Genomic DNA, 13,950 nt, shown 5'->3' on the forward strand with positions numbered 1-13,950 from the left:
GCGACGGCGTCGGCGAGGGGGCGCGCGTCGAGGTGGGCGGCGACCGCGGCGGCCAGCCGGAGCAGTTCCACGGCGCGCTCGCGTTCGTCGTCGCCGCCCTCGGCCAGCAGCGCCGCGGCGAGGCGGTGCCGGACCCGGGCGAGGTCGTAGGGCCGGTCCAGGCATTCGAAGGCGGTGACGACCGGGGACCAGGTGTCGGCGGTGTCCCTGCCCTCGGCGCGGAGCAGTTCCGCCCGGGTCCACTGACCGTAGGCCTGCCAGAGCGGGACGCCGGTGGTGAGGGTCCGTACGGCCGTGGCGAGGCGGTCGAGGGTCTCGGAGCGGCCGGGCCGCGCGGCGGGCAGGCCGCGGGCGTCGGCCTCGGCGGTGGCGGCGGCCAGCAGCAGCGGCCAGCCGTAGCGGTGGGTGCCGGGCGGGAAGCCGGCGTCCAGGGCCGGGAGCAGTGCCGCGCGGGCGTCGGCGATCCGGCCCTCGGCGGCGGCGACGCCGAGGACGATGCGGGCCACGGGCAGGGACTGCTGGGGCATCGGGTCATGGGTGCCGTACCAGGCGCGAGAGGCGGCGAGGTGCCGGCCGGCCTCGGCGAGGTCGCCGCGGGCGAGGGCGAGGTGCGCCTGGAGCAGCGCTCCCGCGCCGCGGGGCATGGCTCCGTGGCCGACCCGGGTGGCGTGCGCGGCGGCCTCGGCGGCCTCGTTCCACTGGCCGAGCGCGTACAGCGCCTCCGACAGGTTGCCCCATATCCAGGCTCCGGAGTCCAGCAGCCCGTACGCGCGGCAGAAGTCGATGCCCTCGCGCAGCAGGGGGACGGCCTCCCGGTCCCGGCCGACGCTCTGCAGCACGGACGGCAGGTTCACGTAGGCGCGGGCCGCCACCTGGTGCATGCCTTCCGCGCGGGTGTCCCGCAGGACCTGCCGCATCTGCGCGAGGCCGGCCTCCGGCTCGCCGGACTCCACGGTCAGCCCGCCCAGGGTGAGGCGGGCGTCCAGTTCGGTCTCGCGGGCGCCCACCATGCGGGCGTACTCCACGGCCCGCTCGGCGGCGGCCAGGGCCTCGGGTCCCGGCCGGCGCTGCATGGACCAGCTGGCGGCGACCGCCAGCACCTCCGCGTGCACCTCGGACGGCGGCAGGCCGCGCACCATGTCCTGGGCGGTGGCCAGTTCCTGCCGGCCGTCGCCGCGCGCCATGGCTTGGACCAGCCGGGACCGCTGTACCCAGAACCAGGCGGCGCGCAGCGGGTCCGGTTCGTCCTCCAGCAGGCGCAGGGCCCGCTTGGTGATCTTCAGGGCGCGTTCCCGCTCGCCGCCGAACCGGCCCGCCACGGCCGCCTCGGCCAGCAGGTCGAGGTAGCGCAGCGGGGTGGTGGCCGGGTCGCAGCCGCACGGAGGGTAGACCTCGGCGTAGTCGACGGGGCGCAGGGCGGAGCGCACCTCCTCGGGGGCGCTGTCCCACAGCTCCATGGCCCGCTCCAGCAGCCGCAGCTGCTCGGTGTAGGCGTGCCGGCGGCGGGCGGCGACGGCGGCGGACAGGACGGCGGGCAGGGCCTTCGCGGCGTCGTGGGCGTGGTACCAGTAGCTGGCCAGGCGCATCACGCGGGCGTCGGCCGGGACCAGCGTCGGGTCGGCCTCCAGGGCCTCGGCGTAGCGGCGGTTGATCCGGGACCGTTCGCCGGGCAGCAGGTCGTCGGCCACGGCCTCGCGGACCAGGGAGTGCCGGAAGCGGTAGCCGTCGCCGGCCCGGGTGGCGGTGAGGATGTTGGCGCCGACGGCGGCCCGCAGCGCCTCGATGAGGTCGTCCTCGGCGAGCCCGGCCACGGCGGCGATCAGCCGGTACTCCACCGTGGAGCCGCCCTCGGCGACGACGCGGGCGACCCGCTGGGCGCTCTCGGGCAGTGCCTCGACCCGGACGAGGAGCAGGTCGCGCAGGGAGTCGGTGAGGCCGGCGCAGCCGCCCGCCGAGGCGGCGACGGCGAGTTCCTCGATGAAGAAGGCGTTGCCGTCGGAGCGGGCGTAGATCTCGTCCACCTGGGCGGGGTCGGGTTCGGCGGCGAGGATGCCCGCGATCTGGCGGCCGGCCTCCTCGCGGGTGAAGCGGGCCAGTTCGATGCGGCGGACGGTGCGCAGCCGGTCCAGTTCGGCCAGCAGCGGGCGCAGCGGGTGCCGGCGGTGGATGTCGTCGGAACGGTAGGTGGCCAGGACGAGGAGGCGGCCGGCGCGCAGGGTGCGGAAGAGGTAGGCGAGGAGGTGGCGGGTGGAGGCGTCGGCCCAGTGCAGGTCCTCCAGGACGAGCACGACGGTGTGCTCGGCGGCGACCCGCTCCAGCAGCCGGGCGGTCAGCTCGAACAGGCGGGCCGTGCCCTGTTCGTCGTGGCGGCCGGCGCCGGCCTCGCCGAGGTCGGGCAGCAGCCGGGCGAGCTCCTCCTCCTGGCCGGCCGCCGCGGCGGCGAACTCCTCGGGCAGGGCGTCGCGCAGGGCGCGCAGCGCGGCGGAGAAGGGCGCGAACGGCAGCCCGTCGGCGCCGATCTCCACGCAGCCGCCGACGGCGACGACGGCGCCGTGCCGGGTGGCGGCGGTGGCGAACTCCTCCACGAGGCGGGTCTTGCCCACGCCCGCCTCGCCGCCGAGCAGCAGCGCCTGCGGCTCGGCCGCGGCGGCACGGGCGAGCGCGTCGTTCAGCGTGTCCAACTCGTCGGTGCGGCCGACGAACACGGGACTGACGGACCTGTTCTCCACGGGCCCGAGCATCGCACGAGGCCGGAACGGCCCGGCACCGGTTTTCCACAGCCCCTGTGCGATGGTCGTACCGATGGCCGGCACTGCCGTACCCATGGCGGGCAGTGCCGTACCCGTGGCGGGCAGTGCCGTGCCGGCGGACCGCGGGGTCACGCGGTGCGGGGCACGCGGTGCCGGCGGGGGCGGCCGGTATGCGGCTCGGCGCCCGGGGCACCGTCGTCGGCGGACCCGGCGCGGCGGGACCGCACGGCCTCGCGGGCCAGGCGCTCCTCCTGGGCGGCGCGGCGCAGCTCGGCGGAGCGCAGGCGGTGCAGTTCAAGGGCGTACATGGCGGTTCCTCCGGAGAGAGACGGTGCGGGGTGCCGCTTTCCGCGACGCCTCCACCCTCGTCTCCCAGGGGGGTCCGCCACATCGGGAGAGTGCCGCATCTCCGGGCGGCCGGCGGACCGCACGCGCGCGTTAAGGGGCCTTAGGGCGGCGACGAGTCGCTCACGCGCGCCCTAAGGCCCCTCAGGCCCACGGTTCCTTCCTGGACGGCCCCCGCTGCCGGTCGCGGGCGGGTGCCGGGCGGTTCGCCGGCCCTTCTCAGCCGGTCGAGGGCAGGCCGAGCAGGGCGTCGGAGTACTTCAGGACGGCGAGCAGCAGCCCGATGACGCCGAGCGAGACGCCCGCCCAGGCGACCGACTTGATCCACGCGGCCTGCGGGCGGCCGGGGGTGCCGAAGGCGGGCCGGGCCAGCACGACCACGCCGGTGATCAGCGCGACCAGCGCGAACAGGCCGGCCCACAGGGCGGTGGTGTGCCAGGCGTCGCCGTAGACCTCCTTGATCTGCTTGGCGACGCTCGCGGTGGAGGACGTCTGGAGCTGGCCGACGAGCTGCTCGCGCGCGGACGCCACGGTGCCTATCCAGCCGCCGCTGAGCGAGACCAGGCCCAGCGCGGCGGAGACGACGGCGCCGGCGCCCTGGCCGACCCCGGAGGGCGCCTTGCCGCCGGCGGCTTCCGTCGCATCGCCCGCCTCGCCGCCGTCGGCCTCCGCGGCCCGCTCCTCGGCGGACCCCTCCTCGGACCGCTCCTCGGCGGCGGCATCGGCCGCCGCCGTCGTCGTCTCGTCGTCCTTGCGCGCCTCGGTGCCGGCCTCAGTGCCGCTCGTGGCGCCTTCCGCTGTCTTCGTTGCCATGCCTGGCACCGTACGGACGCTGTCTGAGAGGTCCCTTAATGATCGTCGTGCGCGGCACGCGCGCGGGCCGCGCGCCACTCGGGAGCGAGCACCGACCAGATCTCCGTGCTGGTGCGCTCACCGCGGTGCCGGTAGTTCTCGCGGAGCACGCCCTCGCGGGTCATGCCGAGCCGCCGGGCCACGTTGATGCTCGGCTCGTTGGCCGAGGACACGTACCACTCCACCCGGTGCATGCCGCGCTCCTCGAAGGCCCAGTCGAGCAGCACCCGCATCCCGCGCGTGACCAGCCCGCGCCCGGCCGCGGCCGGCTCCAGCCAGCAGCCGGCCTCGCAGACCCCGCCCGGTGTGTCCCAGACCCGGAACAGCAACCCGCCGACGAGCTTCCCGGCCAGCCAGATCCCGTGCACGCTGCCGGCGTCGGCGCCGCGCTTGTCGGCGTACGCCTTCAGCCAGCCACGGGCGCCGTCGAGGTCGGACACCACGTCGGGCAGCCCGACGTGCCGGCCGATGAACTCCCGCCCGCGCTCGATGTTGGCGAGCAGTTCCTCCGCGTGCCAGACCTCCAGGGGCCGCAGTTCGGCGCCGTCACCGAGCGGTATCGCGTACATCGTGCCGTTCTTCCTTCCGTGGTTCGTGCACCGGGACCCGGCCGGGCCCGTTCCGCGCCGCGCGGCACTCGGACGGCTCGATGCTGAGGCGCGGCAGGCGGCGCTCCAGCCAGCCGGGCAGCCACCAGTTGGCGGCGCCGAGCAGATGCATCAGGGCGGGCACCAGCAGCGTACGCAGGACGAAGGCGTCGAGGGCGACGGCGGAGGCGAGCGCGATGCCGAACATGGCGATGACGCGGTCACCGCTGAGCACGAAGGCGAGGAAGACCGAGATCATGATGACCGCGGCGGAGTTGATCACCCGGGTCGTCTCGGCCAGGCCCACGCGGACGGCGCGCCGGTTGTCGCCGGTGTGCAGCCACTCCTCGTACATCCGGCTGAGCAGGAAGACCTGGTAGTCCATGGAGAGCCCGAAGAGCACCGAGACCATGATCACGGGCAGGAAGGGCTCGATGGGGCCCGCGCGGCCGAGGCCGAGCGGTTCGCTGCCCCAGCCCCACTGGAAGACGGCGACGACGATGCCGAACGCGGCGGCGACGGCGGCGACGTTCATCGCGGCGGCCTTCACGGGGATGCCCAGCGAGCGGAAGGCGACCAGCAGCAGCAGGCAGCCGAACCCGACGACCGCGCCGACGAACAGCGGCAGTTTGCCGACGATCACTTCCGCGAAGTCGTCGTAGCCGGCGGTGACACCGCCCACCTGCACGGCGAGCGAGGTGCCGCGCTCCGCGCGCGGGAGCACACGGGTGCGCAGCCGGTCCACGAGGTCGCTGGTGTCCCGGGACTGCGGCGCGGAGTCGGGCACCACGGTGAGGTACGCCGTGTCGCCTCCGGTGGCGTAGGTGACCGGGGTGACGGAGGCGACGCCCGGGGTGGCGCGCAGGGTGGTGTCGAGGTTGTCGAGGGCGAGTTTGTCGTCGCCGCCGTCCACGTGTGTCACCAGGGTCAGCGGCCCGTTCACGCCGGGTCCGAAGCCTGCCGTGAGCAGGTCGTAGGCCTGGCGGGTGGTGGAGGTGCGGGGATCGTTGCCCTGGTCGGAGGTGCCGAGGCGGAGGGAGAGGGCGGGCAGGGCGAGCACGGCGACGACCGCGAGGGCGAGCGAACCGAGCAGCCGGGGGTGGCGTTCGACGAGCGCCGACCAGCGGGCGGCGAGGCCGGTGGGGAGTTCCGGGCGCGGCCCCTGCTCGGCGAGCCGGCGCCGTTCCCGCCGGCTGAGCGCGTACGGGCCGAGGTACGACAGCAGGGCGGGCAGCAGCGTCACGGAGGCCGCGACGGTGAGCACGACCGTCAGACAGGCCGCCACGGCGACCCCGTTGAGGAAGCCGAGCCGCAGGATCAGCATCCCCAGGAGGGCGATGCACACCGTCGCACCCGCGAAGACGACCGCGCGTCCGGTGGTCGCCACGGCGTGCGCCGCGGCCTCCGGGACGCTCAGGCCGCGCTTCAGGCCGCGCCGGTGCCGGGTCACGATGAACAGCGCGTAGTCGATGCCCACGCCGAGGCCGATGAGCATGCCGAGCACGGGCGCGAAGTCGGCCACGGTCATGGCGTGTCCGAGCAGTCCGATGCCGGCGTACGCGGTGCCGACGCCGACCAGCGCGGTGGCGATCGGCAGCAGGGAGGCGGCGAGCGAACCGAAGGCGAGGAACAGCACGACGGCGGCGACGAGCACCCCGACCGCCTCGGCGGTGTGCCCGCGCGCGGACTCGGTGAGCCCGATGGCGGTGCCGCCCAGTTCCACCTGGAGTCCCGCGCGCGCGGCGGCCTTGGCGGTGCGCACGACGGCCCGGGCCTCGGCTCCGGCGACGTCGTCGGCCTGCCGCGCGAAGGTGACGGTGGCGTAGGCCGTATGGCCGTCGGCGCTGATCCGGTGGGCGCCCTGGCCGCCGTACGGGCCGGACACCGAGGCCACGCCGGGCAGGGCGGCGATCCGGCGCAGGGTGCCCGCCACGGTCCGCTCGACGTCGGGCGCCCGTACGGTGCCGGTGACGGTGTGCCAGACGACGGTGTCGCTGTCCCCGCCCAGGCCCGGGAAGCCGTCCTGGAGCAGCCGGGTCGCGCGGCCGGACTCGGTGCCGGGGACCTCGTAGTCGTTCGAGTACGCCGAACCGGCCAGGGCGGCGCCCGCGGTGGCCCCGCCGAAGGCGAGGAGCCACAGCAGGGCGGCGATCAGGCGGTGCCTGACACACCAACGCGCGAGGTCTGCCACCGACGTGCTCCCAGAAGACGATGTGGGGATCTTTCGCCGGGAACAAACGCCAATAAACCGGACAAGCCGCAAAGAACATGAAGGGGTGGTGGTCGAACTGACAGACCCTCAGTCGAACTGGTCCCCGAGCGCCATGACCATCGTCCCGGCGATGAGCAGCCACAGGGCCCTGCGAGTACGGCCCTTGGAGCCGAGGACGGCCGCGAGCGCGCAGACGGCGGCACCCAGGGCGTAGGCGGCGGGGACCCGGGCGGGCGCGGAACCGCGGAGCCGCAGCAGTGAGGCGGCGAGCCCCGCGAGGCAGAGGAGCGCTCCCGAGCCGGCCGCGGTCCACCGTGCCCGCCGGGCGTCCTCGACGTACCCCTCCGGCTCCTCGGTTATCGGGGGCTCGATGTCGGAATCGGTGCGTCCACTCATGGCGGGCGAGCGTACCGTCCCCGGCCGGGACACCCTGGTGCGGGGCGGCGCCAGTGGGGACGCCGCACCAAGCCGAACGGCCCCGGAGGGCATCCCTCCGGGGCTGTGTGCCGTCGGTTCGTCAGCCCTCGCTGACGCCCAGCTTCTCCAGGATCAGTTCCTTGACGCGGGCGGCGTCGGCCTGACCGCGGGTGGCCTTCATGACCGCGCCGACCAGGGCGCCGGCCGCGGCCACCTTGCCGCCGCGGATCTTGTCCGCGATGGCCGGGTTGCCGGCGATGGCCTCGTCGACGGCCGTGCCGAGCGCGGAGTCGTCGGAGACGACCTTCAGACCGCGCTTGTCGACCACCTCGTCCGGGGTGCCCTCGCCCGCGAGGACGCCCTCGATGACCTGGCGGGCCAGCTTGTCGTTCAGGTCACCCTTCGCGACGAGCTCGGTGACCCGGGCGACCTGCTGCGGGGTGATCGCCAGCTCGTCCAGCGCCTTGCCGGACTCGTTGGCGCTGCGCGCCAGTTCGCCCATCCACCACTTGCGGGCGGAGGCCGCGTCGGCACCGGCGTCGATGGTGGCGACGATCGGGTCCAGCGCGCCGGCGTTGAGGATCGCCTGCATGTCGGTGGCGGAGATGCCCCACTCGGCCAGCAGCCGGGTGCGGCGGGCCAGCGGCAGCTCGGGCAGGGCCGCCCGGATCTCCTCGACCCACTCCCGGGAGGGTGCGACCGGCACCAGGTCGGGCTCGGGGAAGTACCGGTAGTCCTCGGCCTCCTCCTTCACCCGGCCCGAGGTCGTGGACCCGGTGTCCTCGTGGAAGTGGCGGGTCTCCTGGACGATCGTGCCGCCCGAGGACAGCACGGCCGCGTGCCGCTGGATCTCGAAGCGGGCCGCGCGCTCCACCGAGCGCAGGGAGTTGACGTTCTTCGTCTCCGAGCGCGTGCCGAACTTGTCGCTGCCCTTGGGCATCAGCGACAGGTTCACGTCACAGCGCATCTGGCCCATCTCCATGCGGGCCTCGGACACGCCGAGGGACCGGATGACCTCGCGCAGCTCGCGGACGTACGCCTTGGCCACCTCGGGGGCGCGCTCGCCGGCGCCCACGATCGGCTTGGTGACGATCTCGATCAGCGGGATGCCGGCGCGGTTGTAGTCCAGCAGGGAGTGGGACGCGCCGTGGATACGGCCGGTGGCGCCGCCGACGTGCGTCGACTTGCCGGTGTCCTCCTCCATGTGGGCGCGCTCGATCTCCACGCGGAAGACCTCGCCGTCCTCCAGCTGCACGTCGAGGTAGCCGTTGAAGGCGATCGGCTCGTCGTACTGGGAGGTCTGGAAGTTCTTCGGCATGTCCGGATAGAAGTAGTTCTTCCGGGCGAAGCGGCACCACTCGGCGATCTCGCAGTTCAGCGCGAGACCGATCTTGATCGCGGACTCGACGCCGGTCGCGTTGACGACCGGGAGCGCGCCGGGCAGGCCGAGGCAGACCGGGCAGGTCTGGCTGTTCGGGTCGGCACCGAGCGCCGTCGAGCAGCCGCAGAACATCTTCGTCTTGGTGCCGAGTTCGACATGGACCTCAAGGCCCATGACGGGGTCGTACGACGCCAGCGCGTCCTCGTACGACACCAGGTCGGTCGTGGTGGTCACGGTGAAAACTTCCCTCTCAGCCCAGCAGGACGTCGTCGTCGCCCAGCCGCTTCAGCTCGCGGTAGAGGATGGCGAGGCCGGTGACGATGCCGGCGGCGGTGACGACGGCGTCGACGAGCCGCAGCGTGTCGTTCTCGGCGCGGGCCTTCTTGATCTGCTTCATGGCGCCGACCGCGCCGAACGCGGTGGCGGCCATGGACAGGTACGTACCGGACTTGGACTTCTTGAAGCCCTTGGCCTTGGTCAGTGCGCTCACAGCGACGGTGCCTCCTCCAGCAGCGGGTGACCCCACTTTTCCACGAAGGCGGCCTCGACGGCGGCGCCCACCTTGTACAGCCTGTCGTCCTTCATCACCGGGGCGATGATCTGCAGGCCGACCGGGAGGTCGTCCTCCGGGGCGAGGCCGCAGGGCAGGGACATGGCCGCGTTGCCCGCCAGGTTGGTCGGGATGGTGCACAGGTCCGCGAGGTACATCGCCATCGGGTCGTCGGCGCGCTCGCCGATCGGGAAGGCGGTGGTCGGGGTCGTCGGGGAGACGATCACGTCGACCTGCTCGAAGGCCTTGTCGAAGTCCTGCTTGATCAGCGTGCGGACCTTCTGGGCGCTGCCGTAGTAGGCGTCGTAGTAGCCGCTCGACAGGGCGTACGTGCCGAGCATGATCCGGCGCTTCACCTCCGGGCCGAAGCCCGCCTCACGGGTGAGGGAGGTGACCTCCTCGGCGGAGTGCGTGCCGTCGTCGCCGGTCCGCAGGCCGTAGCGCAGGCCGTCGAAGCGGGCGAGGTTGGAGGAGCACTCGGACGGGGCGATCAGGTAGTACGCCGACAGGGCGAGGTCGAAGGACGGGCAGTCCAGCTCGACGATCTCGGCGCCCAGCTCCTTGAGCAGCGCGACCGACTCGTCGAAGCGCTGGATGACCCCCGCCTGGTAGCCCTCGCCGCGGAACTGCCTGACCACGCCGACGCGCATGCCCGCGACGCTGCCGTTGCGCGCGGCCTCGACCACCGGCGGGACCGGGGCGTCGATGGAGGTGGAGTCCAGCGGGTCGTGCCCGGCGATGACCTCGTGCAGCAGCGCGGCGTCGAGGACCGTGCGGGCACAGGGGCCGCCCTGGTCGAGCGAGCTGGAGAACGCGACCATGCCGTAGCGGGAGACCGCGCCGTACGTCGGCTTCACGCCGACCGTGCCGGTGACGGCGGCCGGCTGGCGGATGGAGCCGCCGGTGTCGGTACCGATGGCGAGGGGGGCCATGTGCGCGGCCAGCGCGGCGGAGGAGCCGCCGCCGGAACCGCCGGGGATGCGGGTCAGGTCCCACGGGTTGCCGGTCGGGCCGAACGCGCTGTTCTCCGTCGACGACCCCATGGCGAACTCGTCCATGTTGGTCTTGCCGAGGATGACGACGTCGGCGGCCTTGAGCCGCTTGGTGAGCGTCGCGTCGTACGGCGGGATCCAGCCCTCCAGGATCTTCGAGCCGACGGTCGTGGGCACGCCCTCGGTGGTGAAGATGTCCTTGAGCGCGAGCGGGACGCCGGCCAGCGGGCCGAGCTTCTCGCCGCGCTCCCGCTTCTCGTCCACGGCACGGGCCTGGGCGAGGGCGCCCTCGCGGTCCACGTGGAGGAAGGCGTGCACCTTCTCGTCGACCGCCTCGATGCGGGCGAGGTGGGCCTCGGTGACCTCGACGGCCGTCAGCTCGCCGGAGGCGATCTTCGCGGCGGTCTCGGCCGCGGTGAGCCTGATGATGCTGTTCTTGTCCGTCATGGCGGTCACTCCTCCCCCAGGATCTGCGGCACCTTGAAACGCTGCTGCTCCTGTGCCGGGGCGCCGGAGAGCGCCTGCTCGGGGGTGAGCGAAGGACGGACCTCGTCCGGCCGCATGACGTTCGTCAGCGGGAGCGGGTGGGAAGTCGGCGGTACGTCTTGGTCGGCGACCTCGCTGACGCGGGCGACCGCGCCGATGATGTCGTCCAGCTGTCCCGCGAAGTGATCGAGTTCTTCGGGCTTCAGCTCCAGACGCGCCAGCCGGGCGAGGTGGGCGACCTCCTCGCGCGTGATGCCAGGCATGCAGCGATCCTCTGGGGTGAGTGTGTGTGGTTTGGGCCCAATCCTATGGGGCGGGGCGCCGTGACCGTGAAACGGTTTCCCCGGGGCCCGGTCTCACCGGCGCCGTCCCTCCCACGCGTCGCTCTTCAGGAAGTGGTTGTCGTACAGGTCCTGGACCTCCAGCAGGCTCTCCGGGGTGGCCTCGCCGAGGCGGATGCGCTGGAGGTGGCGGAAGTACTCGAACCGCTCGACGCCCGGGGTGATGACGATGAGCAGGTCGGCGGTGCTGCCGGGGACGGCGGCGAAGGCGTGGGGCCGGTCCGGCGGCACGATGATCAGGTCGCCGCGCCCGGCGGTGACGACGTCGTCACCGGAGAGGACCTCGGCCTCGCCGTCGAGCAGGTAGAACATCTCGGCCGAGTTGTGGTGCACATGCGGACGGGCTCCGTCGGCGCCCTCGGCCAGCGTGACGCGGACGGTGGACAGCGCGCCGCCGCCGGCGCTGCTGTCCGCCAGCAGCTTCACGGCGACCGGCGCACCGCCGACGACCTCGGCCTCGGCGTCCCGGACGAGCACGGTGTCGTCGAACCTGGGCACGAACAGCGACATGACACATCCCCCTGGAAGAGCAGTGCGGCACTGGCCGGTACAACGATCGCGGTGGCGGAATGGATCCCGAGGGCGGCGGAGTCCGGGTCCCTCTGCGCGGGACCCTCAGCAGGACGACGAGCGGCAGGCCGCCGGAGCACGCGCACGAGCGCCCCCGGCGCTGCGGAGCGGCCCCTTCGCGGCGCGCCGGGCCGGGCCCGAACCGCTCGGCCGTGAGCCGCCCGGCGGGTGTCTACTCGGCCGCGGGCAACGCGGCGCGCGGCCGCTGCCATCCGCGGGAGCCCCGCGCCAGCAGCCACGCCGTGGTCTCCTCGGGCGGCATCGCCGCGGCGACCAGCCACCCCTGCACCGCGTCACATCCCAGGTCCCGCAGCCGTTCCCAGGTCTCGTCGTCCTCCACGCCCTCGGCGACGACCAGCAGGCCCAGCGAATGCGCGAGGTCCACCGTGCAGCGCACGATCTCCGCGTCCTGGGCGTCGACGGCGAGCCGGGCCACGAAGGAGCGGTCGATCTTCAGCTCGCTGACGGGGAGCCGCCGAAGGTGCACCAGCGACGAGTACCCGGTGCCGAAGTCGTCGAGGGACATCTTCACGCCGTGTCCGGTGAGCCCGGCGAGGGTGTCGGCGGCCCGCTGCGGGTCCTCCAGCAGCACGTGCTCCGTTATCTCCAGCTGGAGCGCTCCGGCGGGGACCCCGTGCCGGGCGAGGCGCGCGGCGACCGACCCGGCGAATCCCGGGGTGTGGACGTCGCGCGGGGAGACGTTGACGGCGACCGGCACCCGCAGGCCCTGCGCGCGCCACCGGGCGACCTGGCCGAGCGCGGTCTCCAGGACGTACTCGGTGAGGTGGGGCATCAGCCCCGAGGACTCGGCGATGGCTATGAACTCGTCCGGCGGCACCTTCCCGCGTTCCGGGTGCACCCACCGCACGAGGGCCTCCAGGCCGGCGACCTGTCCGTCGAAGCGGACCTTGGGCTGGTAGTGGAGCTGGACCTCGTGCGCGTCCAGCGCCCGGCGCAGGTCGCCCAGGAGGCCGAGGCGGTCGGGGGTGTTGGAGTCCCGCTTGGACTCGTACACCTCGACGCCCGTACGGTCCCTCTTCGCCTGGTACATCGCGACGTCCGCGCGGCGCAGGAGCCCCTCGGCGTCGAGCGCGTGGTCGGGGAAGACGGCGACGCCGGCGCTGGCCTCCAGGACGAGGGTGAGTCCGTCCAGGTCGAGCGGGGAGCTGAGGGCGGAGACGAGGCCGCGGGCGACGCGGGTCGCCGACGTGGTGGAGTCGGCTACGGGCAGTAAGACGGCGAACTCGTCACCGCCGAGCCGGGCGGCCTCGGCGCCGCGCGGCAGGGCGAGCCGCAGCCGGTCGGCGATCTGGAGCAGCAGCCGGTCGCCGGCCAGATGCCCGAGGGTGTCGTTCACCGACCTGAAGCGATCGAGGTCGATCAGCATGAGCGCGGAGCGTGCGCCGATGCGGTCGGCGTCGTCCAGGGCCGTCCAGATGCGCTCCAGCAGCCACTGCCGGTTGGGCAGCCCGGTCAGCGGGTCGCGCAGTTGCTCCTCGGCGCGGGCGCGGGCCATCCACAGCGTGGAGTCCAGGGCGATCAGCGGGATGGCGAAGAGCGGGAGCAGGACCGGCTGGGCGTCGGCCACGACGCACAGCAGGGGCGCGATGCCGAGCAGGGCGACGGCGACCAGGCCCTGCCGGACCACGGCGGTGCGGGCCACCTTGGGCACCCCGCCGCCGCGCGGGGCGTGCAGGTACCACAGCAGGCCGCGGCTGACGGCCAGGTACGCGACCGCGACCAGCACGACCTCGGGTGCCGTGGCGACGCTCCAGCTGTCGGGCCGCCAGGGCTCCTCGACGCTCGGGACCCGGCCGAACGCGCCGAGCAGCAGGGCGCCGACGCCGATGCCGAGGATGTCCACCGCGCCGTGCAGCACCCCTTGCCGCCAGCGGATGCGGCGGGCGACGCCGACCAGGACGACGACGGTGAGGCTGACCAGGCCGGCGGGCAGCCAGCCGTACAGCAGCAGGACGGCGAGGGTGAGGGCGGCGCCCGATCCGGTGCCGCCCCACCAGCGGGCGCGGCCCAGCATGACGAGGTGGCCGACGATGACGCCGGTGAGCAGGGCCAGCGACCAGCCGACCGTGCCGCCGGGGAAGAGGGCGTGGTGGCCGGTGTAGGCGCGGTAGAAGCCGGCGCCCAGGACGAATCCGGCGGCGGCCACGACGGCCGCGGGCAGGGCGGGCCAGGACAGGTGCCGTTCGCTGTCGGCGCCGGCCAGGCCGGGGGCGGGTGCGACGGCGGGCTGGGGCGCGCGGGCGTCGGTGGCGGTGCCCGATCCGGCCGGGCGCGGCTGCGCGGCCGCGCGCCCGTCGGCCCGTCCGGTCCACCGGTACCCCCGCCACGCGCCCGCGCGGCGGCGCAGGCGCAGCCATGAGTCCGGGGCGGCGCTCTCGGTCGGTTCCATTCCCGTCCCTCTCACAGCCGGCGGTGCCCACGCCACGCGGCCCGATGCCCGACAACC

Annotated in this window: 12 protein-coding genes; all 12 read right to left on the bottom strand. The window is 74.0% G+C overall.

From position 1 onward, the window contains the following. Positions 1–2,741, bottom strand: a 2,741-nt coding sequence (locus ABZV94_RS12420; protein WP_356340150.1) for an AAA family ATPase, incomplete at its 3' end; no start/stop codon positions are given. Positions 2,742–2,878: 137 nt separating this feature from the next. Continuing rightward, complete coding sequence (locus ABZV94_RS12425) at positions 2,879–3,058, bottom strand: hypothetical protein (RefSeq protein ID WP_356340037.1); 180 nt, start codon at positions 3,056–3,058, stop codon at positions 2,879–2,881. 256 nt (positions 3,059–3,314) lie between these two features. After that, positions 3,315–3,908 (bottom strand): hypothetical protein, encoded by a 594-nt coding sequence (locus ABZV94_RS12430; RefSeq protein ID WP_356340039.1) that lies wholly within the window; start codon positions 3,906–3,908, stop codon positions 3,315–3,317. A gap of 35 nt (positions 3,909–3,943) precedes the next feature. After that, the gene (locus ABZV94_RS12435) at positions 3,944–4,516 is read right to left on the bottom strand and encodes a GNAT family protein (protein ID WP_356340041.1); all 573 of its coding nucleotides are present in this window, start codon (positions 4,514–4,516) and stop codon (positions 3,944–3,946) included. Continuing rightward, the gene (locus tag ABZV94_RS12440; RefSeq protein ID WP_356340043.1) at positions 4,494–6,725 is read right to left on the bottom strand and encodes an MMPL family transporter; all 2,232 of its coding nucleotides are present in this window, start codon (positions 6,723–6,725) and stop codon (positions 4,494–4,496) included. The genes ABZV94_RS12435 and ABZV94_RS12440 overlap by 23 nt, the downstream gene beginning before the upstream one ends. Positions 6,726–6,833: 108 nt before the next feature. Then, positions 6,834–7,142 (bottom strand): hypothetical protein, encoded by a 309-nt coding sequence (locus ABZV94_RS12445; RefSeq protein ID WP_356340045.1) that lies wholly within the window; start codon positions 7,140–7,142, stop codon positions 6,834–6,836. 121 nt (positions 7,143–7,263) lie between these two features. Then, a complete protein-coding gene (gene gatB / locus ABZV94_RS12450) occupies positions 7,264–8,778 on the bottom strand; it encodes an Asp-tRNA(Asn)/Glu-tRNA(Gln) amidotransferase subunit GatB (RefSeq protein WP_356340047.1) in 1,515 nt (504 codons plus the stop codon). Between the two features lie 16 nt (positions 8,779–8,794). Further along, positions 8,795–9,034, bottom strand: coding sequence for a hypothetical protein (locus tag ABZV94_RS12455; RefSeq protein ID WP_356340049.1), 240 nt, complete (start codon positions 9,032–9,034; stop codon positions 8,795–8,797). Further along, positions 9,031–10,533 carry an Asp-tRNA(Asn)/Glu-tRNA(Gln) amidotransferase subunit GatA gene (gene gatA, locus ABZV94_RS12460; protein ID WP_356340051.1) on the bottom strand — a complete coding sequence of 501 codons (1,503 nt, stop codon included), beginning with the start codon at positions 10,531–10,533 and terminating at the stop codon, positions 9,031–9,033. The genes ABZV94_RS12455 and gatA overlap by 4 nt, the downstream gene beginning before the upstream one ends. A gap of 5 nt (positions 10,534–10,538) precedes the next feature. Beyond that, positions 10,539–10,835: an Asp-tRNA(Asn)/Glu-tRNA(Gln) amidotransferase subunit GatC gene (gatC, locus tag ABZV94_RS12465; RefSeq protein WP_004925108.1), complete on the bottom strand. Its 297-nt coding sequence runs from the start codon at positions 10,833–10,835 to the stop codon at positions 10,539–10,541. 93 nt (positions 10,836–10,928) lie between these two features. Then, positions 10,929–11,423, bottom strand: coding sequence for a cupin domain-containing protein (locus tag ABZV94_RS12470; RefSeq protein WP_356340052.1), 495 nt, complete (start codon positions 11,421–11,423; stop codon positions 10,929–10,931). Between the two features lie 232 nt (positions 11,424–11,655). Continuing rightward, the gene (locus tag ABZV94_RS12475; protein ID WP_356340055.1) at positions 11,656–13,893 is read right to left on the bottom strand and encodes a bifunctional diguanylate cyclase/phosphodiesterase; all 2,238 of its coding nucleotides are present in this window, start codon (positions 13,891–13,893) and stop codon (positions 11,656–11,658) included. Positions 13,894–13,950 lie beyond the last annotated feature (57 nt).

The organism is Streptomyces sp. NPDC004658 (genome assembly GCF_040609555.1).
GTDB lineage: Bacteria > Actinomycetota > Actinomycetes > Streptomycetales > Streptomycetaceae > Streptomyces.

Excerpts from the sequence above, each read along its gene's own strand:
- gatA (WP_356340051.1), bottom strand. The coding sequence starts at position 10,533 with ATGACGGACAAGAACAGCATCATCAGGCTCACCGCGGCCGAGACCGCC.
- ABZV94_RS12430 (WP_356340039.1), bottom strand. The coding sequence starts at position 3,908 with ATGGCAACGAAGACAGCGGAAGGCGCCACGAGCGGCACTGAGGCCGGC.
- ABZV94_RS12470 (WP_356340052.1), bottom strand. The coding sequence starts at position 11,423 with ATGTCGCTGTTCGTGCCCAGGTTCGACGACACCGTGCTCGTCCGGGAC.
- ABZV94_RS12475 (WP_356340055.1), bottom strand. The coding sequence starts at position 13,893 with ATGGAACCGACCGAGAGCGCCGCCCCGGACTCATGGCTGCGCCTGCGC.
- ABZV94_RS12435 (WP_356340041.1), bottom strand. The coding sequence starts at position 4,516 with ATGTACGCGATACCGCTCGGTGACGGCGCCGAACTGCGGCCCCTGGAG.
- gatC (WP_004925108.1), bottom strand. The coding sequence starts at position 10,835 with ATGCCTGGCATCACGCGCGAGGAGGTCGCCCACCTCGCCCGGCTGGCG.
- ABZV94_RS12425 (WP_356340037.1), bottom strand. The coding sequence starts at position 3,058 with ATGTACGCCCTTGAACTGCACCGCCTGCGCTCCGCCGAGCTGCGCCGC.
- ABZV94_RS12445 (WP_356340045.1), bottom strand. The coding sequence starts at position 7,142 with ATGAGTGGACGCACCGATTCCGACATCGAGCCCCCGATAACCGAGGAG.